This window comes from Kribbella sp. NPDC004138 (assembly GCF_053603655.1).
Genome location: NZ_JBSGFZ010000043.1, coordinates 1 through 26,422, shown reverse-complemented (window position 1 = coordinate 26,422; position 26,422 = coordinate 1). Strand labels below are relative to the sequence as shown.

At 69.6% G+C, this 26,422-nt stretch carries 24 protein-coding genes; 11 read left to right on the top strand and 13 right to left on the bottom strand.

All coding sequences use genetic code 11. The features are described from left to right. Positions 1–23 precede the first annotated feature (23 nt). On the top strand, positions 24–968 hold the full coding sequence (locus ACWEOO_RS40060) for a nucleoside hydrolase (protein WP_452147513.1): 945 nt from the start codon (positions 24–26) through the stop codon (positions 966–968). Here ACWEOO_RS40060 and ACWEOO_RS40055 read toward each other — a convergent pair. Beyond that, on the bottom strand, positions 961–1,545 hold the full coding sequence (locus ACWEOO_RS40055) for a TetR/AcrR family transcriptional regulator (RefSeq protein ID WP_452147512.1): 585 nt from the start codon (positions 1,543–1,545) through the stop codon (positions 961–963). The two genes, ACWEOO_RS40060 and ACWEOO_RS40055, sit on opposite strands and share 8 nt — an antisense overlap. 75 nt (positions 1,546–1,620) lie before the next feature. On the opposite strand from ACWEOO_RS40055, the gene ACWEOO_RS40050 reads away from it, so the two are divergent. Both ACWEOO_RS40050 and ubiG read left to right on the top strand, forming a co-directional pair. Then, positions 1,621–2,190, top strand: coding sequence for a GNAT family N-acetyltransferase (locus ACWEOO_RS40050; RefSeq protein WP_452147511.1), 570 nt, complete (start codon positions 1,621–1,623; stop codon positions 2,188–2,190). Between the two features lie 42 nt (positions 2,191–2,232). After that, entirely contained in the window at positions 2,233–3,009 is a 777-nt protein-coding gene (gene ubiG / locus ACWEOO_RS40045; RefSeq protein ID WP_452147510.1) for a bifunctional 2-polyprenyl-6-hydroxyphenol methylase/3-demethylubiquinol 3-O-methyltransferase UbiG, read from the top strand. Here ubiG and ACWEOO_RS40040 read toward each other — a convergent pair whose 3' ends face one another. Beyond that, a complete protein-coding gene (locus tag ACWEOO_RS40040) occupies positions 3,010–3,669 on the bottom strand; it encodes a LysM peptidoglycan-binding domain-containing protein (RefSeq protein WP_452147509.1) in 660 nt (219 codons plus the stop codon). 401 nt (positions 3,670–4,070) lie between these two features. Between ACWEOO_RS40040 and lexA the strand changes: the two genes are divergently transcribed. Then, the gene (gene lexA, locus ACWEOO_RS40035; protein WP_452147508.1) at positions 4,071–4,874 is read left to right on the top strand and encodes a transcriptional repressor LexA; all 804 of its coding nucleotides are present in this window, start codon (positions 4,071–4,073) and stop codon (positions 4,872–4,874) included. Positions 4,875–4,922: 48 nt separating this feature from the next. Continuing rightward, on the top strand, positions 4,923–5,432 hold the full coding sequence (locus ACWEOO_RS40030) for a glutathione peroxidase (protein ID WP_355699329.1): 510 nt from the start codon (positions 4,923–4,925) through the stop codon (positions 5,430–5,432). A gap of 115 nt (positions 5,433–5,547) precedes the next feature. Here ACWEOO_RS40030 and ligD read toward each other — a convergent pair whose 3' ends face one another. The 5 genes from ligD to macS all read right to left on the bottom strand — a co-directional run bounded on the left by ligD (position 5,548) and on the right by macS (position 13,061). After that, positions 5,548–6,522 (bottom strand): non-homologous end-joining DNA ligase, encoded by a 975-nt coding sequence (ligD, locus tag ACWEOO_RS40025; RefSeq protein ID WP_452147507.1) that lies wholly within the window; start codon positions 6,520–6,522, stop codon positions 5,548–5,550. 18 nt (positions 6,523–6,540) lie between these two features. Next, positions 6,541–8,538 carry an ATP-dependent DNA helicase gene (locus tag ACWEOO_RS40020; protein WP_452147506.1) on the bottom strand — a complete coding sequence of 666 codons (1,998 nt, stop codon included), beginning with the start codon at positions 8,536–8,538 and terminating at the stop codon, positions 6,541–6,543. 63 nt (positions 8,539–8,601) lie between these two features. Beyond that, positions 8,602–10,902 (bottom strand): protein translocase subunit SecD, encoded by a 2,301-nt coding sequence (gene secD / locus ACWEOO_RS40015; protein WP_452147505.1) that lies wholly within the window; start codon positions 10,900–10,902, stop codon positions 8,602–8,604. A 405-nt stretch (positions 10,903–11,307) separates the two neighbouring features. Further along, complete coding sequence (locus ACWEOO_RS40010) at positions 11,308–11,940, bottom strand: response regulator transcription factor (RefSeq protein ID WP_452147504.1); 633 nt, start codon at positions 11,938–11,940, stop codon at positions 11,308–11,310. Further along, positions 11,937–13,061 (bottom strand): MacS family sensor histidine kinase, encoded by a 1,125-nt coding sequence (gene macS, locus ACWEOO_RS40005; RefSeq protein ID WP_452147503.1) that lies wholly within the window; start codon positions 13,059–13,061, stop codon positions 11,937–11,939. The genes ACWEOO_RS40010 and macS overlap by 4 nt, the downstream gene beginning before the upstream one ends. A 187-nt stretch (positions 13,062–13,248) precedes the next feature. Here macS and ACWEOO_RS40000 point away from each other — a divergent pair, with 187 nt between their 5' ends. Further along, a complete protein-coding gene (locus ACWEOO_RS40000) occupies positions 13,249–15,624 on the top strand; it encodes an immune inhibitor A domain-containing protein (protein WP_452147502.1) in 2,376 nt (791 codons plus the stop codon). A 55-nt stretch (positions 15,625–15,679) separates the two neighbouring features. On the opposite strand, the gene hflX is transcribed toward ACWEOO_RS40000, so the two are convergent. Together hflX and dapF are read right to left on the bottom strand one after the other, a co-directional pair. After that, on the bottom strand, positions 15,680–17,158 hold the full coding sequence (gene hflX / locus ACWEOO_RS39995; RefSeq protein ID WP_452147501.1) for a GTPase HflX: 1,479 nt from the start codon (positions 17,156–17,158) through the stop codon (positions 15,680–15,682). Between the two features lie 72 nt (positions 17,159–17,230). Beyond that, complete coding sequence (gene dapF / locus ACWEOO_RS39990; RefSeq protein WP_452147500.1) at positions 17,231–18,073, bottom strand: diaminopimelate epimerase; 843 nt, start codon at positions 18,071–18,073, stop codon at positions 17,231–17,233. An 82-nt stretch (positions 18,074–18,155) separates the two neighbouring features. Here dapF and ACWEOO_RS39985 point away from each other — a divergent pair, with 82 nt between their 5' ends. Genes ACWEOO_RS39985 through ACWEOO_RS39970 form a run of 4 tightly spaced genes read left to right on the top strand, consistent with a single transcriptional unit; the run spans position 18,156 to position 21,208 of the window. Beyond that, entirely contained in the window at positions 18,156–19,136 is a 981-nt protein-coding gene (locus tag ACWEOO_RS39985; protein WP_452147499.1) for an ArsR/SmtB family transcription factor, read from the top strand. Then, positions 19,126–20,034, top strand: coding sequence for a hypothetical protein (locus ACWEOO_RS39980; RefSeq protein WP_452147498.1), 909 nt, complete (start codon positions 19,126–19,128; stop codon positions 20,032–20,034). The genes ACWEOO_RS39985 and ACWEOO_RS39980 overlap by 11 nt, the downstream gene beginning before the upstream one ends. 1 nt (position 20,035) lies before the next feature. Further along, positions 20,036–20,929, top strand: a complete 894-nt coding sequence (locus tag ACWEOO_RS39975) for a hypothetical protein (protein ID WP_452147497.1) — start codon at positions 20,036–20,038, stop codon at positions 20,927–20,929. A gap of 9 nt (positions 20,930–20,938) precedes the next feature. Beyond that, on the top strand, positions 20,939–21,208 hold the full coding sequence (locus tag ACWEOO_RS39970; protein ID WP_452147496.1) for a hypothetical protein: 270 nt from the start codon (positions 20,939–20,941) through the stop codon (positions 21,206–21,208). 74 nt (positions 21,209–21,282) lie between these two features. On the opposite strand, the gene ACWEOO_RS39965 is transcribed toward ACWEOO_RS39970, so the two are convergent. Genes ACWEOO_RS39965 through ACWEOO_RS39950 form a run of 4 tightly spaced genes read right to left on the bottom strand, consistent with a single transcriptional unit; the run spans position 21,283 to position 25,287 of the window. Next, positions 21,283–22,863, bottom strand: a complete 1,581-nt coding sequence (locus ACWEOO_RS39965; RefSeq protein WP_452147495.1) for an N-acyl-D-amino-acid deacylase family protein — start codon at positions 22,861–22,863, stop codon at positions 21,283–21,285. A gap of 4 nt (positions 22,864–22,867) precedes the next feature. Beyond that, a complete protein-coding gene (gene menC / locus ACWEOO_RS39960; RefSeq protein ID WP_452147494.1) occupies positions 22,868–23,998 on the bottom strand; it encodes an o-succinylbenzoate synthase in 1,131 nt (376 codons plus the stop codon). After that, positions 23,988–24,632, bottom strand: a complete 645-nt coding sequence (locus ACWEOO_RS39955) for a MurR/RpiR family transcriptional regulator (protein WP_452147493.1) — start codon at positions 24,630–24,632, stop codon at positions 23,988–23,990. The genes menC and ACWEOO_RS39955 overlap by 11 nt, the downstream gene beginning before the upstream one ends. Next, the gene (locus ACWEOO_RS39950) at positions 24,625–25,287 is read right to left on the bottom strand and encodes a GNAT family N-acetyltransferase (protein ID WP_452147492.1); all 663 of its coding nucleotides are present in this window, start codon (positions 25,285–25,287) and stop codon (positions 24,625–24,627) included. The genes ACWEOO_RS39955 and ACWEOO_RS39950 overlap by 8 nt, the downstream gene beginning before the upstream one ends. Positions 25,288–25,356: 69 nt before the next feature. On the opposite strand from ACWEOO_RS39950, the gene ACWEOO_RS39945 reads away from it, so the two are divergent. Beyond that, the coding region (locus ACWEOO_RS39945) for a M20/M25/M40 family metallo-hydrolase (RefSeq protein WP_452147491.1) at positions 25,357–26,422 on the top strand (1,066 nt) is incomplete at its 3' end.

The window sequence follows — 26,422 nt, the reverse complement described above, 5'->3', positions numbered from 1 at the left end:
GCGGCATGCCCGAGGATGTGCGCATGAAGCCGGTGATTCTCGACGTCGACACAGGACTGGACGATGCGTGTGCGCTGCTGCTGGCGGCGCGGCATCCCGGGCTCGACCTGAAGGCAGTGACATGCGCCGGCGGGAACGTCGGCATCGACGATGTCGTGCGCAACACCCTCACGGTGCTCGACGCCGCGGGCCGTCCCGACGTACCGGTGGCTCGCGGTGCCGCCGTACCGCTGATCCAGCCGGTGCGGGCGGCGCGGCACGTGCACGGTGAGGACGGGCTCGGCGACCTGGACTGGCCGCGGTCGACGCGGCCGACCGACCCCCGGCATGCGGTCGAGCTGTTGCGTGACGTATTGCGGGACGCCGCCGCGACCGGTGAGCTGATCACGCTGATCCCGCTGGCGCCGTTGACGAACATCGCGCTGTTGCTGCGGACGTACCCGGAGGCGGCGCGTGGGCTGCGCGAGATCGTCTTCATGGGCGGAGCCGCCGGGATCGGGAATGCGACGGCGTCGGCGGAGTTCAACATCTGGACCGATCCGGAGGCGGCCGCGATCGTGCTAGCCGCGTCCCGCGACCTCGGCATCCCGCTCACCATGTACGGCCTGGACGTCTTCTACGACGTCGTCGTGACACTGGACCAGGCCCGTGCGCTGAGCGGATCCCCCTCGGCGGAGCTGGCCGGGAAGCTGATCGAGAAGCGCAGCGAGCGGTTCGGGTCCGACGGCGGGAGCATCGGCGACGGCGGCGCGGTGTGCGCGGTGATCGACCCGCCCGGCCTGACGACCCGGGAGTACCCGGTGCGGATCGAGTTGTCCGGCGGCTGGTCGCGCGGCCGGACGATCGTCGACACGCGGCACGCGGCCGATGTCGCGAACGACCCGCACGGACCGGCGACGCCGATCCGGGTCGCGACGGCGGTGGACGGCAAGCGGTACGCCGAGCTGTGGCTGGCGACCGTCAGCTGAGCAGCTCGAGCAACCGGGCGCGTACGCCGTACAGGAACAGGTCGAGGCCGGCGGCGAACAGGTCCTCGGGGGGATCGGACACGACGGCGGCGAGGCTCCATCTGGCGGTGACTTCGAAGAGGTGACGCGCGTCGGGTTCCGGCACGCCGATGCGCACGAGCGCCTCGACCTGGGCGCGGATCAACGCGGCCCGGGAGCCGGCGCCCTGGTCTCGGTCCGGTGCCGCCTTGGACTGGATCAGTCCGGCGAGCCCTGGATGGTCGGCGTAGAAGGCGCGCAACTCGAGCGAGCCTGACCGGGTGAGCTCGATCCACTCGTCGACGGTCGTGAGCTCCTCGTACGCCGTGGCGTCCGCGGTGAACTGGTCGAAGGCGTTTCGGGCGACCAGATCGAGAAGCTCCGACTTGTTGTGAACGTGATGGTAGAGCGACGGGGCACGGACGCGTAGACGCTCTGCGACCGCGCGCATCGTGACGCCGTCCACGCCGTCAGTGCGGATGACGGCCAGGGCGGCATCGGCGATCGCGGCGACGGAGATGCCGGCCGCGGCGTGGGACGAAGGATCGCGTCTGGTCACGGAATCTCGTTGTCCGGGGTCGAGGGTCGGAGGTACTGTCTAACGTTGTTAGACAGAATAGCCGAGGATGGTGCCGTGACTGGATTCCGACCCGCGTACCCGTTGCTGACCGAGCGACTGGAGCTGCGGCCGCACCGGATGGACGACCTGGACGACCTGTTCGCGTTCCACTCGCGGCCGGATGTGGTGCGGTACACGCCGTGGCCGGTGCGGAACCGGGAGGAGACCCGGGTCGCGCTCGAGCGGAAGCTGCCGCAGGGTGAGTTGACCGAGGACGGGCAGTGGCTGGTGCTGGCGATCGAGCTGCGCGAGACCGGGACCGTGATCGGCGAGGTGCTGCTGAAGTGGGCCAGCGAAGCCGACCGTCAGGGCGAGATCGGCTTCGCGCTGCATTCGGACTACCAGGGCAAGGGGCTCGCGGCGGAGGCTGCGCGGGAGATACTGCGGGTCGGCTTCGACGAGCTCGGGCTGCACCGGGTCGTGGCGATCCTCGACGACCGGAACACCGCGTCGGCGCGGTTGCTCGAACGACTCGGGATGCGCCGGGAGGCACATCACCTGGATGCCGCGTGGTTCAAGGGCGAATGGGCGAACGAGTACGTCTACGCGCTGCTCGAGGACGAATGGCGTGGCCCGACCCGTTGATCGGACGCCGACACTGCCGGAGAGTTTCGGCAGGGGGCTGCGATGCGGATCGACAACCAGGTGTACGACCGGATCGGCGACGGCTGGTGGGACGAGGAGAATCCGCTCAACCTGTTGCAGGGCAGCTTCACGCCGGGCCGTTTCGCGTACTTCCGCGACGTACTCGCGCGGACCGGGACCGATCCCGCCGGGCGGCGTGTCGTCGACATCGGAAGCGGCGGCGGTTTCCTGGCCGAGGAGTTCTCCCGGCTCGGATGCCGGGTGATCGGCGTCGACCCGTCGGAGGTTTCGGTCCGTACGGCCGCCGGTCACGCGAGCGCTTCCGGCCTGAACGTGCGGTACGTCGTCGCGGCCGGCGAACACCTGCCGCTGGCCGACGAGAGTGTCGATCTCGCGTACTGCTGCGACGTGCTCGAGCATGTCGCGGATCTCGACCAGGTGCTCGCGGAGACCGCTCGGGTGTTGAAGCCGCGCGGGGTCTACCTGTTCGACACGATCAATCGCACGTTCGCGTCGAAGGTCCTGGTGATCAAGGTGATGCAGGACTGGCGGCTGACCAGGGCCTCCGATGTCAGGTGGCACGCCTGGGAGATGTTCATCAAGCCGCCCGAACTCGTCGAGGGTCTGCGCCGGCACGGTCTGCGGCTGGGCGAGATCACCGGGCTCGGGGTGCGGGCTCGCAAGCTCGGCGTACTGCGGAACTTCGTCCGGGTGCGGCGGGGCGGGATCAGCATCGGCGAGTTCAGCCGGGCGCTGGACGTCGGGCAGGTGGCGAGCACCCGCGTGTCCTACATGGGCTACGCCGTCAAGGCGCGGTGATCAGCCGACGACCGGGATCTGCAGGGTCTGGCCGGGGAGGATGTCGGCGGGCGTGGCGAGCTTGTTGAGGTCGGCGATCTTTTCCACGACCGTCACGGGGTCGACGCTCGGGTTGGTGTCCTCGGCGATCGACCAGAGGGTCTGACCGGGCGCGACCTGCACCGGCACGGTGTGGGTGAAGTGCGGCCCGGGCTCCAGGACGCCTGCGACGCGGAGGCCGAGGACCAGGATCGCGGCGCCGAAGACGAGGACCGACACGGCCGTCAGCAGCATCTGGCCGCGGCGGGTGAGGCGCAGGGTCGGCTCGGGGTGGACCTCTCGCCCGAGCGACTCCCCCGAGCAGCCGCGCACCGGGAGCCGGTCGGTGGAGGCGCCCTCGATCCGCGGACGGCGGCGCGGCGCGACCACCGGCGACGGCACCGCCGCAGGCGACGCGGAGCGCGCGACCGGCTCAGCCAAACGCCGCCCGGTCGAGGCCGACCTCGCGCGGCCGGTCGAGGCCGACGTGGCGCGGCCGGTCGCGGTGGAGGTCGAGTGGCCGGTGGTGGTCGGGGTGGCGGGGTGGGAGACCGGGGGCGGGACCACGCGCAGGGGCCGTGGCGACGCCTGCTGTGAGCGGCGCGGGGCCGGCACGTCGGCGGCGACAGCTGCTGTGCTCATCGGATCCTCCAAGACCTCGGTCGGTGCGCGTTCTGCGGTGCTGGTTCCTGTCTATCGGCTGCCTCCGACAGTTTCGTTGCGGTCCCCACCCCACCGCCCCGGTCTGTTCCTGAGACCGCTCATCCGACCGACCCGAACACCTGTTCGATCGAACGCCTGTACGAATGATTAACCGACAGCCGCCCGTTGCGCAACCATTTCCAACCGGGACACGCCCAGGAAATTCCCTGCCGCGGCAACACCCCGCGCACGCCTTATAACCTGACACCCGAACAAACATGCGAACCGACACGCCTTCGAACAGATGTTTGAAGAATCTCAGGATTCGGTCTACGGTCATCTCAGTCGAGCAAGCTTCGGCCGGTGGACGATCGCCGGCCCGACCCGAGGAGCAACCAGCGATGGCCAGGACGCCGAGCGGTTCCAGCAAGGACGAGACCGTGGGCAAGGCGGCCGACAAGTCGGCGGGCAAGGCGGCGGGCAAGGCGGACCGCACGGTCGCCGAGCTGCCCGACGGGCCGGCCGACGCGACCGGGCTGACCCCGCGCCAGCGCCGCGTGCTGGACGTCATCCGCGATTCGGTGGACAGCCGCGGCTACCCGCCGTCGATGCGCGAGATCGGCGAGCGGGTGGGCCTGACCAGCTCCTCCTCGGTGTCGCACCAGCTCCGGGTCCTCGAGCAGAAGGGCCTGCTCCGCCGCGACCCGAACCGGCCGCGCGCGATCGAGGTCCGCTACCCGGGCGAGGTCGACGCGGCGGCCCGCAAGTCGGCGCTCGGCCCGGTGCGCCAGACGGCGTACGACGAGACCGGCGCCGGTGACGCGCACCCGGACGCGGCGTACGTGCCGGTCGTCGGCCGGATCGCCGCCGGCGGCCCGATCCTCGCCGAGCAGGAGATCGAAGAGGTCTTCCCGTTGCCCAAGGCAATGGTCGGCGAGGGCACACTGTTCATGCTGCGGGTCAAGGGTGAGTCGATGATCGAGGCCGCGATCTGCGACGGCGACTGGGTCGTGGTCCGTCAGCAGCCGACCGCGGAGAACGGCGACATCGTCGCCGCGATGATCGACGGCGAGGCGACCGTGAAGACGTTCAAGAAGACCAAGACCGAGATCCTGCTGCTACCACACAACCCTGCTTTCGAGCCGATCGACGGCAAGGACGCGATCATTCTCGGAAAGGTCGTAACAGTTCTGCGCCGAGTCTGACATATCGGACGGCGAGCGAAGTCGGGCGTGTCGTGTCAGCATTGAGTCATGACGACTGTCTATGACTTCAGCGCGCGCCGGATCGAAGGCAATGAACAGTCTCTTGCCGATTTCCGCGACCAGGTGCTTCTGGTGGTGAACACGGCGTCGCAGTGCGCCCAGACCCCGCAGTACACGGGTCTGCAGAAGCTCTACCGGACCTACCGCCGGCAGGGCTTCTCCGTGCTCGGTTTCCCCTGCGACCAGTTCGGCCACCAGGAGCCCGGCGACGAGAACGAGATCGCGAACTTCTGCTCGACGATCTACCACGTCACGTTCCCGATGTTCGCCAAGATCGACGTCAACGGGTCCCGCACGATCCCGTTGTACAACTGGCTGAAGCGCGAGCAGGGCGGCCTGCTCGGCGGCCGGATCAAGTGGAACTTCACCAAGTTCCTGGTCGGCCGGGACGGCCAGGTGATCGCGCGCTACGCGCCGACAAACTCGCCGGAGAAGCTGGTCGACAAGATCGAGGCCGCACTCGCGGTCCCGGCCCCGTCCCGGGAAACGAACGACTGAATTCCCGGCATTTTCTGCGACAGTTGAACAGAAAGCGTCTCAGCGCCGCAGAGCATTCACCGCATTTCGAACATTTCCGCCCGGGACTGCATGTCGTCGGCGGCCGTGAATGCATTCAGTCGCGTCCCGCGAGAACCGATTCCGGGTCGATGTCGAGGCGCAGACCACGCCATACCGGATGCCGGAGGCGGCCGTCGCCGCCCCAGCCGGAGAACGTGACCTCGGCGACCAGCACCGGGTCGAGCCAGTGCGCGCGCCGCCGGTCCGTCGTGGGGATGCCGGCCGGGTCGAAGGCCGGCTTGGCGATCTCGAGCCCGGTCAGCTCGGCGCTCAGCATGTCCAGGGTGGCGAAGTCGAGGCCGGAGCCGACCTTGCCGATCAGGACCAGCTCACCGTCGGAGTAGGCGCCGCAGTAGAAGGAGCCGATTCTTCCTTCCCGGTTCCCCTCCCCCGGGTGCCAGCCGCACAGGACGACGTCCCTGGTCTGCACGGGCTTGATCTTGATCCAGTCGGAGCTGCGCCGGCCCGGCAGGTACCGCGACTTGCGGCGCTTCGCCACCACGCCTTCGAGCCCTTGCGCGGCAGACTGTTCCAGCGCCTCGTCGCCGTCGGTCAACGCCGGCGGAACCTCCCAGAACGGGTCGCCGATGTCCAGCGACTCGAGCAGCCCGCGGCGCTCGTCGTACGTTGCGTCCAGCAACCACTGGCCGTCGAAGCGGAGCAGGTCGAACAGCCGCACCGAGACCGGCACCTCCGTGATCAGATGCCGGAGCTGGCGCGGATCGCGGACGTGCATCCGCCGCTGCAGCAGGCCGAACGACGGCGCGCCGTTCTCGTCGAGCGTGACGATCTCCCCGTCCAGTACGGCGGGCAGACGCAGACCCGGCGCGTCCGCGAGACCGATGAGCTCCGGGTACCCGCCGGAGACGTCGTGGCTGTTCCGCGACCAGAGCCGGCAGACGCCGTCGTCGACCTCGGCGATGACGCGGATGCCGTCCCACTTCATCTCGTACGACCAGCCCGCGCCGGACGGCAGCTGTCCCAGCGCCGCCATCATCGGCAGCACCGGCGGACCGGTCACCGGACTCATGACCGGCTCATGACTGGCTCATGTCGTCTGCAGTCGCTTGAGGGCCCCGAGCACCTTCTCACGATCGGCGGTCGGCCACATCGGCGGCAAGGAGGCGCGCAGGAACGCGCCGTACCGCTGGGTGACGATGCGGGGGTCGAGGATCGCGACCACGCCGCGGTCCGAGCTGCGGCGGATCAGCCGCCCGGTGCCCTGCGCGAGCAGCAGCCCGGCGTGCGTTGCGGCCACGGCCATGAACCCGTTGCCGCCCGCCTCGTCGACGGCGCGCTGGCGGGCCGCCATCAGCGGCTCGTCCGGGCGCGGGAACGGGATCCGGTCGATGATCACCAGGTTGCAGGTCGACCCGGGCACGTCGATCCCCTGCCACAGCGACAGCGTGCCGAACAGCGAGGTCTCCGGGTCCTCGACGAACTCGCGCGACAACTCGCCGAGCTGTGCGTCGCCCTGGCAGAGCACCTTGAGGTCGGTCGCCTCGCGCACCGCGGCGGTCGCCGCCTCCGCCGCACGACGCGACGAGAACAGGCCGAGGGTCCGGCCGCCGGCCGCGGTGACGAGGTCGATGATCTCTTCGAACTGCTTCTTGCCCAGCCCGTCGCGGTGCGGCGGCGGCAGGTGCTTGGCGACATACAGGATCGCCTGCTTCTCGTACTCGAACGGGGAGCCGACGTCGAGGCCGCGCCACGGCAACGGACCGGTCTCCGCCGAGTCGTCGAGCTCGGGCATCTCCTCGTCGTCGTCGAGCTTGTCGGCCGGTCGCAGGCCGACCTGGCGGGCGATCGCGTCGAAGTCGCCGCCCAGCGTCAAGGTCGCCGAGGTGAGCACCGCCGTACGGTCCCGGAGGACCAGCTCACGCAGCAGGCCGGCCACGGTGAGCGGGGCGATCCGGAGCTCGCGGCCGAAGCGGTCGCGGTCGATCATCCAGACCACGTCCGCGTCGCTCAGTGCGGCGACCCGCTCGGCGACGTCGAAGATCTCCTTCACCGCACCCTTGGACTGCCGCTTGGCCCCGTCCGGGTCGTTGTCCTTGTCGTCGGACTTCTTGTTCAGGTCGGAGTACATCGCGCGGGCCGCGTCGCGGACCAGAGCGGCGGCCTCCAGGACCGGCCCGTTGGACGCCTCGATCCGGCCCTCGCGGGTGCCGTCGAGCGCGGCGCGGAGCGCGTCGGAGGCGTCGATCAGGTCGTCGGCCTTGTCGTCGTCGACGAACCGGCGAGCGCGCTTGGCGGCGCGCTCGACCATCTGCGGTGAGAGCTCGTCGCCCGCGGCGCCGGTGACGCGCGCGGGCAGCTCGTGCGCCTCGTCGACGATCACGACGTCGTGCTCGGGGAGGACGATCCGGTTCTCGAAAGCGTCGATCGAGAGCAGCGCGTGGTTCGTGATGATGATGTCGGCCTTGCGGGCCTCTTCCTTCGCCTTCTCCGCGAAGCACTCCTCGCCGTACGGGCATTTCTCGGCGCCGAGGCACTCACGGGCGGCGATGGAGACCTGCTGCCACGCCTGGTACTGGTGCGAGGGAGCGTGGTCGCGGTCGCCGGCGCCGCCGTCGGCCAGCTGCTGCTCGGCCCAGTCGCGCAGCTCGACGACCTGGCGGCCGACCTCACCCGCCGGCGGCACGTCGACGAGCATGCCGTCGTCGTCCGGCGCGCCCTCGCGGATCCGGTGCAGGCAGGCGTAGTTGTTCCGCCCCTTCTGGATCGCGTACTTCGGGCGGCGCGGCAGGAGCTTCTCGGTCGCGTCGAGCAGCGCGGGCACGTCACGGTCGACGAGCTGCGCCTGCAGGGCGAGCGTCGCCGTGGAGACGACCACGCGACGGTCCTCGATCGCGTGCAGCAGCGCGGGCACCAAGTACCCAAGGGACTTGCCGGTGCCGGTGCCTGCTTGGACGAGAAGATGCGACCCGTCGTGCATCGCGGTGTCCACGGCTTGCGCCATCTCCACCTGCCCCGGCCGGGTCTGACCGGCGATCCCGGACACGGCAGCTTCCAGCAGTTCCCGCACATCTACACCCACCGCCACACCCTAGCCCGCCGGACGGACAGATTTCCGGTCCAGCGGCCGGGGTGTGGATAACCCGCTGTGCTAAACGACTGCGCCGCGGTCCGGCTGGGCGTCCCGATCCACCTGCGCGCGCTTCGGACGCGGCGGCGGGGCCGGGTAGCGGCGCTCGAGCTCGAGGAGCAGCGGGGCCGCGGTCAGGTTGGAGGAGTACGTGCCGACGAGGATGCCGAGCAGCAGCGCCAGGGCGAAGTCGGCCAGTGAGTCGCCGCCGAGGAACAGCAACGCGGCGAGGATGAACAGCGTCGAGATACCGGTGTTGACGGTCCTCGGCAGCACGTTCACGATCGCGGTGTCGATGATCGTGCCGAGGTTGTCGGTCGATCGCGCGCTGCGGGTCTCACGGATCCGGTCGAAGACGACGACCGAGTCGTTCACCGTGTAGCCGATGATGGTCAGGATCGCGGCCAAGAAGATGCCGTCGATCGGTTTCCCGGTCCAGGCGAACACACCGACCACGACCGCGACGTTCTGCACCAGCGCCAGCACGGCGCCGGCGCCGAAGGTCCAGCGGAACCGCGCGGCGAGATACGCCAGCTGGGCGAGCAGGGCGATGCCGAGCGCGATCAGGCCCTTGTTCCGCAGCTCTTCACCGAGCGACGGGCCGATGCTCTCGTTGCGGATCACCTCGGCGTCGCCGCCGATCCTGGCGAGCGACTCCTTGATCTTCACGGCCTCGTCGTCGCTGATCGTCCCGGTCCGCACGGTGATGTCGTCGGTGCCGGAGGCTTGTACAACGGCGGTCGGGTACCCGGCCTCGGCGACGGCTGCCCGCGCCTGGTCCGGCGTGACGCGTTGCGCCGTACTGACCTCGATCAGGCGGCCGCCGGTGAACTCGATGCCGAGGTTGAGCCCGCGGACGGCGACACCGGCCACGCTCACCACGATCGCGACGGCCGTGATCACGAGCCAGCGGCGGCTGTGCTTCATCAGCGACGGCCGGCGGGCCTCCAGCCAGGTCCGCACCCGGCCGTGCCCGGCGATCCCGCTCAGGCCCGGGTGGCGCAGGACGAAGCCGCGCGCCACGACGAACTCGGCGAGCACGCGGGTCACCACGAGCGCCGACAGCATCGACGCGATCACACCGATCGACAGCGTGACGCCGAAGCCGCGGACCGGGCCGGCGGCCAGGAAGAACAGCAGACCGGCAGCCAGCAGGGTGGTGATGTTCGAGTCGGCGATCGCGGACAGCGCGTTCTGGAAACCGCTGCGGAGCGATCTCCGCAGGCCGTCCGTGCGGCCGGCGATGTAGTCCTCCCGGGCGCGTTCGAAGACCAGGACATTCGCGTCGACCGCCATACCGATCGCCAGGACGAATCCGGCGAGGCCCGGCAGCGTCAGCGTGGCGCCGAGCACGGTGAGAGCGGCGTACGACATCGCGGCGTACCCGAGCAGGCCGAGGACCGCCATCAGGCCGACGAGGCGGTAGACGATGATGATGAACAGCGCCGTCAGCGCCAGGCCGATGATCGCGGCGAGCGCGCTGGCCTGGATCGCGTCCTGGCCGAGCGACGGGCCGACGGTGCGCTGGTCGATCACCTCGACCGGCACCGGCAGGGCGCCGCCGGAGATCAGCGCGGCGAGATCCTTCGCGCTCTCCTCGGTGAACGAGCCGGAGATCGTCGTGGTGCCGCCGGCGATGCCGGTGTTGCAGAGCTGGTTGCCGCCGTTCGGGTCGACCTGCGGCGAGCTGATCACCTCGTTGTCGAGCACGATCGCGATCAGGCGCTGCGGCGTTCCGACCGGCTGGCAGGCGGCCTTGCCGGTGATGTTCGCCCAGATCTTGCCGCCGTCGCCCTTGAAGTTCATCTCGACGAACCAGCCCTGCGCGACCTGCTGCGGGTCGAGCCGGTGCTCGGCGCCGCTGACCAGCTCGCCGGTCATCGCGGGCTTGGCGAGGCGCAGGAAACCCTGACCGCTCTCGGGCTGCAGGTACGTCTCCCCCGCCGCCGGTTTGGCCGGCTTGGCCGCCACCTGGTCGAGGACCTCGTGGAACGTCAGCTGCGCGGTCTTGCCGATCACCTTCGCGGCCTCGCGCGGGTCCTGCACACCTGGTAGCTCGACGATGATGCGCTTGTCGCCCTGGCGGGTCACGTTCGGCTCACTGACACCGAGCGCGTCGATCCGCCGGTGCAGGACCTGGGTGGCCTTGTCCGTGGTCTCCTTGGTCGCCTTGACCGTCGGCGAATCCTTCGCCTCCAGGACGATCTGCGTCCCGCCGCGCAGGTCGAGACCGAGCTGTGGTTTCGCGGTCAGCGTGACATACGTCGCCCCCGCGAGGACCAGGAACGCGAGAAGTGCGCGGACAAGGGACGACCGGTTCACCGAAGCCTCCGGAGCTGGGCACCCGCGGTGCGAGTGTCGTGACAGAGAGCATCCACGTGGATGTGGAACGCACAGTGTACGGACGCCATTCAACCGGCCGCTACACAATCGCACAAGCGACGGCGTCGCGCGTGCGGGTCTCCGGCTGGCGCCGGGCTTGTGGGCTGGCGCCGCGTGCTGGAGTCGGGGTCGTCGAGTCGTGGAAATTGGCGGTGAAATCCAACCGATATCCACGACTCGGCCCAGGGCCTGGGAGCCAAAAGCCACGACTCGGAGTCGAAGGCGGCGACCATTCAGAGCCGGCTCGTCGCACGCGAGCGCCAGCGAGCAACTCGCGGGCGCCAGCCCACAACTCCGGCGGCAGCCGTCTGAGGAGCGGAGCGGCGAAGTTGGCGGCTGGCCGGATTACTCGCTGAATCCGTTTTCGATGGCGTACCGGACGAGTTCGGCTCGGTTGTGGAGTTGGAGTTTGCGGAGGGTGTTCTGGACGTGGTTCTCGACGGTGCGGTGGGAGAGGACCAGGCGGGCGGCGATCTGTTTGGCGGTGAGGCCGCGGGCGACGAGGCGGAGTACCTCGGTTTCGCGGTCGGTGAGGTGCGGCACCTCGGGGCCGGTCCCGCCCAGGCGGCGGTACTCGCCCAGCAGCAGTCCGGCGAGGCCTGCGCTGAAGATCGCGTCGCCTTCGGCGGTACGGCGTACGGCGTCGTCGAACTCGTCCAGCGACGCGGATTTCACCAGGTAGCCGGATGCGCCGTTCTTCACGGCGGCGAGTACGTCGTCCTGCTCGGCGCTGGCCGACAGCACCAGGACGCGGGTGTCGGGGAGGGCGGTGGTGATCTCGCGGGTCGCGTCCACGCCGGAGCCGTCGCCGAGCTGGAGGTCCATGACGACCACGTCGGGACGGGTCGCCAGCGCGATCTTCACGGCGCTCGCGACGTCCGCGGCGGTCGCGCACACGTCGTACCCCCGACTGCCCAGGTCCCGGGCGACGCCTTCGCGCCACATCGGGTGGTCGTCGACGATCATCACACGCGTCATGCGGTCACCACTTTCAGTTCCCATTCGGTTCCTTCGCCGGGGGCGGTGCGGACGGTGACGGTGCCGCCAAGGTCGGCGATGCGGCCGCGGATCGACTGGCTCACGCCGAGGTGCCCGTCCGCGTGGGCCTGCTCGAGACGGGCGGGCGTCGTACCGATCCCGTCGTCGCGCACCGACACCACGACCTCCTCGCCGAGGTCCTCGACCACGACCCACGACCGGGCCTCCGGGCCGGCGTGTTTCACCACGTTGCTCAGCGCCTCCTTGACCGCGGCAACCAGTTCGGCGGCGGCCGGTGCGGGCAGCAGGACCTGTGCGGCCGGTACGACGACGTCGACCCGGGTCGTGGCCAGCGGCAACAGCAGTCCACACAGATCAACGCGATCCCCCTCCGCCACGGCCGGGCGCGTCGACATCAAGGTGCGGAGGGCAACTTCCTGTTCGGCGGCCAGCCGGGCCAGCTCGGTCGCCTCGCCGCCGATCGCCGTACCGCGCCGCTGCACCTGGGCGAGGACCTGCAGTACGCCGTCGTGGATCGAGCGACTGAGCCGCAGCCGCTCGGCGGTCGCGCTCTCCACGGCGATCGCCTCGCGCAGCCGCCGCCCCGCCTGCCGCAGGGTCGACGCGGCGTACCCGACGACCAGACCGGCCACCAGCAGCAGCTGAACATTGCTCAGGATCTTCGCCGCGTGCTCGACGCCGCGCAGCGAGAGCAGCGCCAGGCTGATCGTCGCCGCGCCGAGCAGGCCGCCGTCGCGTCCGCGGGAGATCGCCAGCGCGAGGACCGGCCCGGCGGCCCACACCGACGTGAGCACGGAGGCTCCGGCGCGGATGTCGAGCAGCGGTTGCGCCCACAACGTCGCGTACATGCAGCCGACCGTCACCACGAGATCCGCGAACGCGAGCCGCGTGTTGCGCCGGCCCCAGCGGCGGCTGTAGCCGTACGACGAGATCAGTGTCCAGACGCCCATCACTGCCAGCTGGAGCACCGCGCCGTACGGGTGCACGATGCCGTCCCAGCGGGTCCAGACGCCGAAACAGGCGAACCCCCAGGTGAGGATGCGGAACACGACCAACGCTCGCCACAGCGGCTGCAGCAGGTCGACCGTCTCGCGCTCCACGCGCACAGTCTGCCAAGGCCAAGGGCTGGGGAGCGTGAGCCCTTCTACTCAGACATGCAGGATTCCCCGCTGATTCACAGGTTTTCCTCAGAATCCACTTCAGCTGGGCGGATTTTCCCCGTACTGTCGCGCGCACACGCTCGGGGGAGCTACGAACACACTGCGTCATCGACAACGGAGGGGAATCGTGCGCAAGTTACCCGCCGGGCTGTTCAGCCTGGCCTTGGCGGCGACGACCGGGCTCGGCATCGCCGCGGCCTCGTCCGGGAACGCCGCCACACCGTCCACGCAGGGGTCGGCGCCCGCCGCCAGTGAGCCCGCACCGGTATCCGACGAGCTGCCCAGCCCGCTCGAGGACAAGCGCCGCGAGCTGCGGCAGGAGGCGCTGACCAAGGTCATCAACGGCCAGGCCGAGCCCGAGCAGCGCAACGGCAGCACGGTCGTCAAGCTCGGCACGAAGGCCGCCGGCGCGAAGGGCGTCAAGAACGCGGCCGGCAAGGTCGACCAGTACGTCGAGCTGTCCCGCGAGAAGACCGACCGGATCTTCGTCGTGCTCGCGGAGTTCGGCAACGAGCGGCACCCGAGCTACCCGGACAAGGACCAGAACGCGAACATCCCCGGCCCCGCCACCTTCGAGGGCCCGCTGCACAACGCGATCCCGGCACCGGACCGCTCGGTGGACAACTCCACCGTCTGGCAGGCCGACTACAGCCAGCAGCACTACCAGGACATGTACTTCGGCACCGGCAACTCGCTGAAGAAGTACTACGAGAAGCAGTCGTCCGGCCGGTACACCGTCGACGGTGAGGTCACCGACTGGGTGAAGGTCAAGTACAACGAGGCGCGGTACGGCCGGTCGAACGGCTACCCGTGCGGCGGCAACGTCTGCAGCAACACCTGGTACCTGATCCAGGACGCGGTCAACCAGTGGGTCGCCGACCAGGAGGCCAAGGGCCGGACCAAGGCCGAGATCACCGCGGACCTGAAGTCGTTCGACCAGTGGGACCGCTACGACTTCGACGGTGACGGCAACTTCAACGAGCCGGACGGCTACATCGACCACTTCCAGATCGTGCACGCCGGCGGCGACCAGGCCGACGGCGACCCGCAGCAGGGCGAGGACGCGATCTGGTCGCACCGCTGGTACGCCGGGTTCCCGGGTGGTCCCGCGACCAACCCGAACGGCGGCGCGCAGATCGGTGACACCGGCCTGTACGTCGGCGACTACACGATCCAGCCGGAGAACGGCGGCGTCAGCGTGTTCGCGCACGAGTTCGGCCACGACCTCGGTCTGCCGGACGAGTACGACACCTCCGGTGCGGCCGTCGAGAACGGCGTGAACTGGTGGACGCTGATGGCGCAGAGCCGGGTCAGCGCGGCCACGGACGGCGGTATCGGTGAGCGCGCCGCCGACCTGAACGCGTGGGACAAGATCCAGCTCGGCTGGCTCGACTACGAGATCGTGGCGGCCGGCCAGAACCGGACCGTCGAGCTCGGCCCGCACGAGTACAACTCCAAGAAGGCCCAGGGCCTGGTGGTGACGCTGCCGAAGAAGGAGGTCACGCACCAGCTCGTCCAGCCCGCGAGCGGGACGAAGTCCTGGTGGAGCGGTCAGGGCAACGGCTTCACGCACACGATGAGCCGCCAGGTCACGCTGCCGGCCGGTCAGCCCGCGAGCCTCACGTTCCAGGCGAACTGGGACATCGAGGACTGCGGTCCGGACGCGTGTGACTACGCCTACGTCGACGTGAACGACGGGACCGGCGCGAAGCCGATCAAGGGCAGCATCACGAAGGACGCCGAGGGCAACGGTATCGACGGCAAGAGCGCCGGCTGGGTGCCCGCCACGTTCGACCTGTCGGCGTACGCCGGCAAGACGATCACCCTGCAGTTCCGCTACGCCACCGACCCGGCGGCCGGCGGGATCGGGTTCTTCGCCGACGACATCAAGGTGACGTCGGGCTCGACCACGGTCGTCGACTCCGGTGCGGAGACGTCTCCGGACGGGTGGACGCTGAACGGGTTCAGCTCGGTCGGCGCGTCGTACACGAGCCTGCACGACAACTACTACCTGGCGTCGAACATCAACTACACCTCCTACGACCAGTACCTGAAGACGGGTCCGTACAACTTCGGTTGGGCGAACTCGCTGCCGGACAAGGTGGAGCACTTCCCGTACCAGGACGGCCTGCTGGTCTGGTACTGGGACACCTCGCAGGAGGACAACAACACCAACGAGCACCCCGGTGAGGGCCTGGTCCTGCCGATCGACTCGCACCCGACTCCGATCAACCGTCTCGACGGCCAGATCTGGCGTCCGCGGATCGCGGCGTACGACGCGCCGTTCGGTCTGGAGAAGGCGGATTCGTTCACCCTGCACTTCGGTGGGCAGGCGAGCTACATCCGCGGCCAGAACGCCGTACCGACCTTCAACGACAGCAAGTCGTACTGGACCGCGGACCAGCCGACGAGCAGCGTGAAGATCCCCAACAACGGCGTCAACATCAAGGTCCTGTCGAAGACCGGCACCTCGATGACGGTCGAGGTGACCAAGCGCAAGTGACGTCCTGAAACAGCAAGCGGCCCCCGACGACACTCGGGGGCCGCTTCGCGTTCAGTCAGACTGCTGCGTACGGCGTGAGGTCGCCGGCCAGGGCGGGGTGTACCCGGGCGGTGATGCGGGTGCCGTCCGCGGTGTGTTCGAGGTGTTCGACCGAGCCTTCGGAGTGGATCCGGGAGACCAGGTCCCCGCGGTCGTACGGGAGCAGGACGTCGAGGGCGATGTGCGGCTGCGGCAGCGCGCCCTCGATCAGCTCGCGGAGCTTGTCGATGCCCTCGCCGGTGCGCGCGGACACGACGATCGCGTTCGGCTCCCGGTGCAGGATCGGGGCCAGCGCCAGCGGGTCGGCGGCGTCGGCCTTGTTGATCACCACGATCTCCGGGACGTCGGTCGCGTCGATCTCGGCCAGCACCTCGCGGACCGCCTGGATCTGCGCGATCGGGTCCGGGTGCGAACCGTCGACCACGTGCAGCAGCAGGTCCGCGTCGGTGACCTCCTCCAGCGTCGACCGGAACGCCTCGACGATGTCGTGCGGCAGGTGCCGGACGAACCCGACCGTGTCGGTCAGCGTGTACACGCGGCCGTCCGCGGTCGTCGTCCGGCGGGTCGTCGGGTCCAGGGTCGCGAACAGCGCGTCCTCGACCAGCACGCCCGCGCCGGTGATCTGGTTCAGCAGCGAGGACTTGCCGGCGTTGGTGTACCCGGCGATCGCCACCGAGGGAACCAGGTTCCGGCGCCGCTCCTGACGCATCGTCGACCGGGTGCTCTTCATGTCCTTGAGCGTCCGGCGGAGCTTCGCGATCTTGGTGTTGATCCGGCGCCGGTCGGTCTCGATCTTGGTCTCACCGGGACCACGGCCGCCGATACCGCCACCGGCGGCACCGACGCGGCCACCGGCCTGGCGGGACAGGTTTCCACCCCAGCCACGCAGGCGCTGCTTCATGTACTGCAGCTGGGCCAGCTCGACCTGGGCCTTGCCTTCCTTGCTCTTCGCGTGCTGCGCGAAGATGTCCAGGATCAGCGCGGTCCGGTCGACGACCTTGACCTTGAGCTTGTCCTCCAGGTTGCGCAGCTGCGCGGGCGCCAGCTCGCCGTCGGCGATCACGGTGTCGGCGCCGAGCGCCGCCACCAGGTTGCGCAGGTCGACGACCTTGCCGGAGCCGATGAAGGTCGCCGGGTCGGGCTTCTTGCGGCGCTGGATCACGCCGTCGAGCACCTCGGAGCCGGCGGTCTCGGCGAGCAGCTTCAGCTCGGCCAGCGAGTTGTCCGCGTCCTCGGCGCTGCCCTCGGTCCAGACGCCGACCAGCAGCACCCGCTCGAGCAGCAGCTTGCGGTACTCGACCTCGCTGATGTCGGTCAGCTCGGTCGACATACCGACCACGCGGCGCAGCGCCTGGCGCTCCTCGAGGTCGAGGCCCTCGGTGGTCAGATCCTGGTCATACTCATCGTGACCCGTCAACGAAGCGCCGGAGTCATCGCCCTCGATGAGGTCGGTTTCGACGTCGGTGGTCTCGTATGCCTGTGAATGGGTCGTCATATACCTTCCATGGTGGCACGGGCTCCTAGTACAGGCGACCCGTTTACCTGGAGTCAACGCCCCACGCAGGAATCAGATTCCCAACCACGCCCGATCGAACTCCCCGCGCGCGTGCAGCACGGCCGGTCCGGTCAGTTCCAGATGATTGTCGGCACGCCACGTGACCGACACTTCACCGCCTGGTACGCCGACGCGATACGTCACCGGAAGCTCGTCGCGGGCCTGGCGTGCGGCCGCGACCGTGACGGCACAGGTGCCCGTCCCGCAGGACCGGGTCTCCCCCGCGCCCCGCTCGTGCACCCGCATCTGGACGTCGTGCGCACCCCGGCGTACGACGAACTCGATGTTGACACCCTCCGGAAACGCCTCCGCCGGAGACCAGCCGGGCTGATCGCAGAGGTTGCCGGGCTCCTCCAGGCTGTCGACGAACGTGACGGCGTGCGGATTGCCCATGTCCACGGACACGGCGGGCCACTGGTGACCGTTGGCCTCGACCACGATTCCGGCCGCGGCGGGGAGCGTCGGCTCGCCCATGTCCGCGGTCAGCGTGCCGTCGTCGTTCTGCCGGACCTCCTTGACCCCCGCCCGCGTGCCGACCCGGACCGGTTTGCCGTCGATCAGGCCCGCCTCGGCGAGGTACTTCACGAACACCCGGACGCCGTTCCCGCACATCTCCGCGATCGAACCGTCCGCGTTGCGGTAGTCCATGAACCAGTCGCCGCCGTCCGCGACGTACGACTGCTGGTCGCCCCGGATCACCCGCAGCACCCCGTCCGCGCCGAGCCCCGCGTGCCGGTCGCACAGGAACCGCACCACGGCCGCGTCCAGCTCGCCGTGCACGGAACCGTCCGGGTCGGGCAGAACCACGAAGTCGTTCTCCGTACCATGCCCCTTCAGCCAAGGAAACGTACTCATGCGGACAGCGTACGGCGAGGCATTTTCACCGAGACGAAAACCTCCCCCTGTGTGGACCGTGCTCACTGTCAGACTTCGAAGCGTGACGCTGCGGATGGTCTTCGATCGGGACGACCTCCACCGGGTCCGGCTCGCCGACGGGCCGGACCCGCTGTGGGAGCTCGTCCTGGGCCTGCATGTCGCACGGGAGCCGGAGGTGCCGTCACATCTCGCGCGATGGCGGGACCAGGCAGCGATCCGGGTCACGGCGCACGATCACGCCCGCGAGTGGCTCGGCCTCCTGTTCGCGCTCGTACCGCTGGAGGGCAACTTTCCCGACTTCCTCACCCCGGCGTACTCCGGCGACGACATCGACGCCGGCTGCGAGACCGTGGCCCGTACCGAGCGCAAGCTGCTGCGTCCGGACCTCGAAGCAGTGTTCACCGGCCGCAAACCGCCACAGTGGGTACGTGAGCTCGCCGCGGGTGATCATCGGCGGCTCACTGATGTCGCTGGTGCGGTGCGCACCGGGTACGACGTACTCCTCGGGCCGGTGTGGCACGACCTGACCAGGAGCGTCGGCACCGACCGGAAGACCCGTGCCGCCGCCTTCGCCCAAGGCGGCGTGGACGCTCTGCTCCGATCCGTCCCCGGCGTGATCGGCTGGGACGGGCAGGTGCTGGAGATCGGCTACGGCCTCCGGCACCACACCGTGCACCTGCGTGGTCGCGGTCTCACGATCCTGCCGAGCTACTTCTGCACCGAGCGCCCGATCACGCTGATCGACCCCGAACTCCCACCTGTCCTCGTCTACCCCGCGGCCGCCGGCACCAACTCCGGCCCGCGTACGGCGTCCGCGCAGTTGGTCGCCCTGCTCGGCCGGACCCGCGCCGAGTGCCTGGCCGCCCTGGCCACGACCCGCACGACGAGCGGACTCGCGGCCGAGGTCGGTACGTCGATCGGCAGCGCCAGCAAGCACGCGACTGTCCTGCGGGACGCCGGCCTGATCACCACCGTCCGCCACGGCGGCGCTGTCCGCCACCATGTCACCGAACTCGGAGCGGCTCTCCTCGATGAACGCTGACCGCCTGTTCCTCAGCCTGCTGTTTCTCCTCGGACTCCTTACCGCCTGCTCGGGCGAGGACGACCGGGTGAAGCTCAAGGCCGCCCTCGAGAAGGGACCGTTGTCGGTCTCGGTGGATTCGTCGGGCAAGGCCGAGTTCGGGGCGACCGAACAGTTCGAGGTCGACATCTTCGATCCCGGCAAGGGCGTGTCCACTGCCGAGGAACGCGTCGAGGAGCAGCGCCGGAACGAGCAGGCCGAGCTCCGGTGGTACGTCGTGTTCGTGCTGGCGGCCGAGGGCGGCAGGGAGGCCTTGTTCGAGTTCGCGCCGGACGGGCTGATGCAGGTCACACTGTCCGGGAAGGTGGTGCAGTCGTTGCGGATGCGCATCACGGAGGTCGAGCTGACTCCGGGCGCGACCGCCGAGATCACCCAGCTCGCCGCAGCGACCGCCGGTCCGGGCGGAACCTTGCCGGATCCGCTGCTGCCGAAGGAACTGGTCGGTCGGTGGACCGGCAAGCTCAGCTTCTTCGAACGCCGTAACCCCCTGGGTAAGGGCTACACCCGGCCCGACCGGCCGATCACCATCACGATCCCAGCCCGCAAACTCCCCGCCTCGGACGTGGTCGGTACCGCGTACCTGCCGAAGGCGGACTTCACCGTGACCTTCGGCGACCGGGAGCAGAAGGAGGTCCGGCCGGCGCAGAAGAACACGTTCGTGCTGGCGACCACCGCGGACCGGCCGATCTCGATCAACCGCGTCTACGTCCGGATCACCGGCGACAACGGGCCGCCGTTCAGTCTCACGGTGCTGGCCAACGGCAAGTTGTACATCGAGCAGTACAAGAGCGTCCAGGCACAGGCCGAGCTGAATCTCGCGCACCTCGAGCAGGCCGCACTGCTCACGAGAGCCGGCTGACATGCGACGACTGCTGCTGCTCATCCCCGTGCTGTTGCTGCTCGCGGGCTGCGTACAGAAGGACTCGATCTCCTTCGGTCCGGTGGAGATCTCGGTCGACGAAGCCGGGTCGGTCGAGGTGTTCGTGGGCCCGTCGTTCGCGACCCCGATGGGCGACTTCAAGGTAGGAGCCGCGATCACGGTTATCGACCGGCAGCCGGACGACCACTGGTACGTCGTCGTACGGCACACCCAGCGGTCGGTGGTGACGGACACCGTCTACCGGCTCAGCTCCACGAGCGGACTGCGGATCGAGTCCGGCGGGCAGCTGGTCGAGGAGTTCGCCAGGCATCGCGCGTTGATCGTCGTACCGCCCGGGAAGGCGAACACGATCCGGATCAGCCCGCTCGGGGACGGCGAGTACTCCGTGCGCGATGCCGGGACGGTCGCGTTGCCGGCCGGACTGACCGGGGCCTGGTCCGGTTCGTTGCGCGGCGGGGACCGGAATGTCTGGACGAACAAGACGAACGAGTACTGGCCGCGGTCGCAGGTTCGGTTGCGGCTGTTCGGCGGCGAGATCGGGCAGCCCGTCGGCGAGTTCAGCTATCCGGCCTGGGACTGCTCGGGAGTCGTCGTCCTCGCTGATGTCGGAACCGCCTTCCGTCCGCTCACCGGCGCGGACGGGCGGCCCCTGATCGGGGTCCGGCTCAAGCACGTCGTCCTGGAAAGTGGGCGCACCCAGCGCTGCGGCGGATTCGTCAAGGCGGGCCAAGGCGATCCGGACCACGGCTGGCTGACGCTCCGAACCATTGCCGGCGGCAAACTCCGGATGGACACCAGCCTGGAGTGGACGCCCGAGGCCGGCGAGGACGAGCCGAACGCCGAGCGCCCGATCTCGACGACCCTGACGCGCTAGTTTTGGCCCATGATCGCGTACTTCTGGGAGCGGGACGATGCCGTCGCGGTCGCGGACCAACTGGGCGGTGAGGTCGGCCGCGGGCGCTTCCACGGGGAGGACGACGACGAGGATCACCCGTGGGTCGTCGTACTGGAGGACGTGGACCGGACCGCGCTGGATGCGTTGCTGGCTGAGCACGACGGGTGGCTCGACACCGAGACGGATGAGGCACCGGCCGCTCCTCCCCCGCTGCCGGAGGGGCCGAAGCGGTTCAAGGGTCGGCAGCTCGACAGGTAGAGCACCGGCGAGACGGTGTACGCGCGGACACGATCACGCTCAGGTGCACTATGTAGGCGCTTTGTACGTACTGTTCAGCTGCCGACAACCCGGCCGGCACGGCGACCGGTGGGTGTGCCGTTGGTGAAGGCTGGCTGGCCGGCGAGGAGGACGTGCCGTACGCCGACGGACAGCTGCCAGGGATCGTCGTACGTCGACTTGTCGGCGACCTGGGCCGCGTCGAGGACGACCAGGTCGGCGACGGCGCCGGGTCGGATCACGCCGCGGTCGGACCAGCTGAGGCGGGAGGCTGGGAGCGACGTCATCCGGCGGATCGCCTCGGGAAGGGTGAGGACACCCCGGTCGCGGGCGTAGTGGCCGAGGACGCGCGGGAAGGTGCCGAAGTTGCGGGGGTGCGGGTGGCCCGGTCCGGTCGCGTCCATGATCCAGCCGTCGCTGGCGACCGCTGTCCGTGGATGTTCGAGGACCGTTGTCACGTCGTCCTCGCTCATCGCATGGTTCACGACGCTGACCGCGGCCTGGTGCGACTCGAGGATGCGGAGCACGATCTCGGCGGCGTCCACCCCGTCCTGCCGGGCGATCTCGGCGAGGCTCAGGCCGCGGCAGTCCGCGTAGCGCCCGGGTGGGAGGGATGCGATCACGACGGTGTCGGGTGAGAGCAGTACGTCGGCCCGCAGCGCGTCCGCGATCCGTGCTCGTTCGGCGGGATCGGCAAGCCTGGCGAGCAACGCAGGGCGACGAGCGCGGCCTCGCGCGGGTGCCGGAGGCGTCTCGTCGGCGAGCGCCCAGGTCGGCAGTCTGGTGGTCAGCGTCGTGCTCGTCGCCGTGTACGGGTAGGCATCCCAGCCCAGGTCGACATCGTCGACCCGGTCCAGCAGTTCGAGAGCCGCGGCGACCAAGCCGTAGTTGGCCTTGCCAACGGCTTTCAGGTGCGAGATCTCCAGCCGTGCGCTGCCCGCCCGTGCGGCCGCGATCGCCTCGTCCAGTGCGGCGAGCAGACCGGCGCCCTCGTTGCGGATATGAGTGGAGTAGAGCAGACCGCACTCCGCGGCAGTGCCGACGAGCGCCGCCACCTCTTCCGGTGACGCGTAGGTGCCTGGCGCATAGATCAGGCCGGTGGAGAAGCCGACAGCGCCCTGGTCGGCCGCCGCTCGTAGCAGGTCCTGCATCGTCCGGAGCTCGGACGGCGACGGCGGTCGCTGCGCGCTGCCCATCGCGGCGATCCGCAGCGTGCAGTGGCCGACCTGGAGGGCGAGGTTCACGGCCGGTTCCAGCGTCGTCGCGAAGCCGGCGAGGTCGTGCCACGACCAGTCGTGCCGGGGATCGAGGAACGCCGTGCCCGCCCGCAGGGTCTCGAGATCGGTGATCGGGAACGGGGACCAGCCGCAGTTCCCGGCGACGAGAGTGGTGACGCCCTGGGCGAGCTGCGACGCTGCCGCCGGACTCGAGCCGAGACTGAAATCCGCGTGCGAGTGCAGGTCGACGAATCCCGGTGCCACAATGTTGCCTGTGGCATCGATGACCTCTGCGTCGGACACCGGATCGCCGGGCGGCAGCACCGCGCTGATGCGCTCCCCCTCGACGAGCACCGTGCCGGGCCTGAGCTCGGCGCCGGTGCCGTCCGCGACCAGGCCGCCGGTCAGCGCCACGCGCATCGAATCACTCCTGTTCTGGTCCGAGGGACAGCTCGGCGACCGTGTTGGCGGCGATCAGCTCCCGGTCGACGGCATGCCCGAGACCGGGCGCCTCGGGCACCTGGACGACGCCCCGGACCGCGGTCACGGCGGGTACGACGACATCCCTGGCGTAGTACTTCTCCGAGGCGGACACATCCGATGGGAGGGTGAACCCGGGGAGAGCGGAGAGCGCGACGTTCGCCAGCCGGCCGATCCCGAACTCGTGCATGCCGCCGCACCAGACCGGGATCCCGGCGTCCCGCGCCCGGTCGTGCGCTTCACGCGCTGGGGTCAGCCCGCCCATCCGGGACACCTTGATGTTGAGGACCTGCAGCGCTTGTAGTTCCAGCGCGGTCTCCAGGTCGGCGACCGTCTCGATGCTCTCGTCGAGGCAGACAGGGGTGCTGATCCGGCGCTGCAGCTCGGCGTGGGTGAGCAGATCGCGGGGCGCGAACGGTTGCTCGATCATCGTCAGCCGGTAGGCGTCCAGCTGTTGCAGGTGTGCCAGGTCGTCGGCTCTGTAGATGCCGTTGGCGTCGACATGTAGATCGAGCTCCGGGTACGCCGCACGCACGGCACGAACCGGTTCGATGTCCCAGCCCTGGGCGATCTTCAGCTTGACCCTCGGGTACCCAGCGTCGACCTGACGCTGGACCTGTCCCAGCAGTTCGTCGATCGTCGGCTCGATGCCGAGCGAAACACCCGCAACAACTTCGGTCCGTGTCTTGCCCAGAACTGTCGCGAGCGGCAGTCCCTGGGTCTCTGCCCACAGGACCCACGTGGCCATGTCCACGCCGGCCTTCGCAAAGTTGTTGCCCCGGACCTTGGACCACCTGCGGGCGAGCTGATCCGGATGTGTCCACGGGCGATCCAGGATCGCGGGCAGCAGGTACTTCGAGGCGATGTGCCAGCAGGACTCGACCGTTTCGGGGGCGTAGAACGGGTCGGAGGACGACGCGATCTCGCCCCAGCCGACCGCGCCGGACGCGTCCTCCAGCTCGACCAGGATGTGGTCGAGGAACGCCTTGCGGTGCGAGCTGGTCTGGAACTCGTGCACCAGCGGCATCCGGACCCGGTGCAGCCGGGCGGCGACGATCTTCAGGTCAGTTGACATACAACCCCAGCTCCGTGTTCAAGCGGTCGCGCTCCACCAGCCGCCGACGCGCGCCCTTCGCGCTCGCGGTGGTCAGCGTCGCCAGGACATGCAGCACCGAGGCGACGACCGTCGGTGAGTCGACGTACGACGCGCTGCCGGTCGCGACGTAGATGCACTGGTCGGCGAGCTTCGCCAGCGGCGCGTCCTCGAAGTCGGTGACCGCGACGAGTTCACCGCCCGCCTCGACGAACCGGCGGGCGATCTCGACGGTGTCGCGGCGGTACCGGCGGAACGAGAACGCCACCATCAGGTCGTTGGACCGGACGTCGGCCAGCACGTCGACACCGCGCACCACGGTGCCGTCGATCAGCGTCACCTGGGAGAGCCCGACGCCGAGGTCGAACGCCAGCAGCGACGCATACGAGAACGACTTCGCCGAGCCGATGATGAAGCGCCGGCGGGCGGCGACGATCCGGGCCGCGGCCTGGGCGATCGACTCGTCGCTGAGGATCTGGTCCAGGGCCTCGTCGATCGAGGCGCGCTCCTGCTCGACGACGCGGCGCTGCAGCATCGCGGACGAGCGGCGCTGCAGCCGGGCGTCGTACCGCTCGTGAGGGCTGGCGAGTTCGCGGTTCAGCGGGTCGTCAGGCATCGTCGGCCGGGCCGAAGTAGTAGGCGCCGGCGCCGTCCGCGAGGCGGCGGCACGAAACGGCGACCAGCCCCTTCGCCAGCAACTCCTCGAAGGACCGCCGCAACTCACCCGCATCGGCCGGCACGACCAGCTCGGTCAAGCCGGACGGTGTGCTGGGCTGCTCACGGGTCAGATCCCATTCGACGATCACGCGGTCGGTGCCCGGGCCGTACATGTCGGGGGCGAACCAACGGCCGCGGGCGCCCAGCACGTCGAGGTTGAAGTGCGCGTTGCGGATCTGCGCCGGGTCGTAGGTCCAGCGCATCCGCGACATGCCATGACTGAGGGCAACTTCGCGCTGGGCGTGCTTGAGCATCCGGCCGAGGCCGTGCCCCTGCTGGTCGGAGGCGACGACGGCCGACTGTGAGTAGTGGTAGAAACCGCGCCGGTCGGTGGCGCAGAAGCCGTACGCGAAGGCGACCAGCACGTCGTTCTCGTCGAGGATGCCGACCACCGAACCGCCGTTGCTCGCCAGCGCGCCGAGCAGCCGCGGGTTCAGCCCGTACGCCGGGTCGAGGTAGCCGAAGACCTCGCGGTACAGCGTCGAGGCCTCGGCGAACCTCGCCGCCGTGGTGAGCGAGACCGCGCGGAAGCTCACCTCAGAGATACGATTCATATCTCGATCCTATCCTCGCTCACCCGACGCTGGTCAATCGCCGATCGGATGATGATACGTTGACTATCCATGAGCATCGAGCGACTCAAGGAGTACGTCGGCGCGGAGACCCCGACCGGTGACGCGACCGCGCTGAACGCCTTCGCCGACCGGCTGGCGGCGCGCTACGCGGAGCTCGGCGGGACCGTCCGCCGGGTGCCCACACCGACCGGCGACCACCTGGTGGCCGACTTCCCCGGGCGCGCCGGCGAGGCGCCGCTGCTCTTCCTGGCGCACCACGACACCGTCTGGCCGATCGGGCAGCTGACCGACGCTATGCCGTGGCGCGAGGTGGACGGGATCATCCACGGTCCCGGCGTGTTCGACATGAAGGGCGGCCTCGTCGTTCTCGAGACCGCGCTGGCGCAGGTCGCCGACCGCGACCACCGGCCGCTGAAGGTCGTGGTCGTCGCAGACGAGGAGATCGGCTCCCCGTCGGCGCGGGAGCTGGTGACGGCCGAGGCAGCCGGTGTGTACGCCGCTTTCGGCTTCGAGCCGCCGCATCCGAACGGCGACCTGAAGACGTCCCGCTGGGGCAGCACGCGGGTCCGCATCGAGGTCACCGGCCGTGAAGCGCATGCCGCGCTCGACCCGGCCAGCGGTGTGTCCGCGATCGACGAGCTCGTCGACCAACTGGTCGCCGTACGGCGGATCGTCGCCGAGCACGACCAGGTGCTGTGCAATGTCGGCACGATCACCGGCGGCGGCCGCACGAACGTCGTACCGGGCTCGGCGGCGGCCGATATCGGGTTCCGTTTCGTCGATCCGTCGACGGAGGAGTCGGTCCTGGCGGCCGTCACCGCGTTGCGGGCGGTGCGGGACGCTCAGCTGACGGTGCGGGTGATGTCGAACCGGCCGGCCTGGCAACCGTCACCCGCGACCGACGAGCTGCTGGCGAAGGTGGCCGCGGCCGGACGGTCCGTCGGCCAGCAGGTCGGCGGTGCGGCCGCGTCCGGCGCGGCCGACACCAACCTGACCGGATGGTTGGGGATCCCAACGCTGGACGGCCTGGGCCCGCTCGGCAAGGGGGCCCACGCCGTCCACGAACAGATCGTCGCGGCGACCCCAGGCCGAGCGCGCCGGGCAGGGAGCCCCG

Coding starts and splice junctions, on each gene's coding strand:
- hflX (WP_452147501.1), bottom strand. CDS start 17,158: ATGACGACCCATTCACAGGCATACGAGACCACCGACGTCGAAACCGAC.
- ACWEOO_RS39965 (WP_452147495.1), bottom strand. CDS start 22,863: ATGCGCGTGGCGCTGACCGGCGGCCTGGTCGCGGACGGCACCGGCGCC.
- ACWEOO_RS40060 (WP_452147513.1), top strand. CDS start 24: ATGAAGCCGGTGATTCTCGACGTCGACACAGGACTGGACGATGCGTGT.
- ACWEOO_RS39975 (WP_452147497.1), top strand. CDS start 20,036: ATGCGACGACTGCTGCTGCTCATCCCCGTGCTGTTGCTGCTCGCGGGC.
- ACWEOO_RS39970 (WP_452147496.1), top strand. CDS start 20,939: ATGATCGCGTACTTCTGGGAGCGGGACGATGCCGTCGCGGTCGCGGAC.
- ACWEOO_RS39950 (WP_452147492.1), bottom strand. CDS start 25,287: ATGAATCGTATCTCTGAGGTGAGCTTCCGCGCGGTCTCGCTCACCACG.
- lexA (WP_452147508.1), top strand. CDS start 4,071: ATGGCCAGGACGCCGAGCGGTTCCAGCAAGGACGAGACCGTGGGCAAG.
- ACWEOO_RS40040 (WP_452147509.1), bottom strand. CDS start 3,669: ATGAGCACAGCAGCTGTCGCCGCCGACGTGCCGGCCCCGCGCCGCTCA.
- ACWEOO_RS39980 (WP_452147498.1), top strand. CDS start 19,126: ATGAACGCTGACCGCCTGTTCCTCAGCCTGCTGTTTCTCCTCGGACTC.
- dapF (WP_452147500.1), bottom strand. CDS start 18,073: ATGAGTACGTTTCCTTGGCTGAAGGGGCATGGTACGGAGAACGACTTC.
- ligD (WP_452147507.1), bottom strand. CDS start 6,522: ATGAGTCCGGTGACCGGTCCGCCGGTGCTGCCGATGATGGCGGCGCTG.
- ACWEOO_RS40010 (WP_452147504.1), bottom strand. CDS start 11,940: ATGACGCGTGTGATGATCGTCGACGACCACCCGATGTGGCGCGAAGGC.
- ACWEOO_RS39955 (WP_452147493.1), bottom strand. CDS start 24,632: ATGCCTGACGACCCGCTGAACCGCGAACTCGCCAGCCCTCACGAGCGG.
- menC (WP_452147494.1), bottom strand. CDS start 23,998: ATGTCAACTGACCTGAAGATCGTCGCCGCCCGGCTGCACCGGGTCCGG.
- ACWEOO_RS40030 (WP_355699329.1), top strand. CDS start 4,923: ATGACGACTGTCTATGACTTCAGCGCGCGCCGGATCGAAGGCAATGAA.
- ubiG (WP_452147510.1), top strand. CDS start 2,233: ATGCGGATCGACAACCAGGTGTACGACCGGATCGGCGACGGCTGGTGG.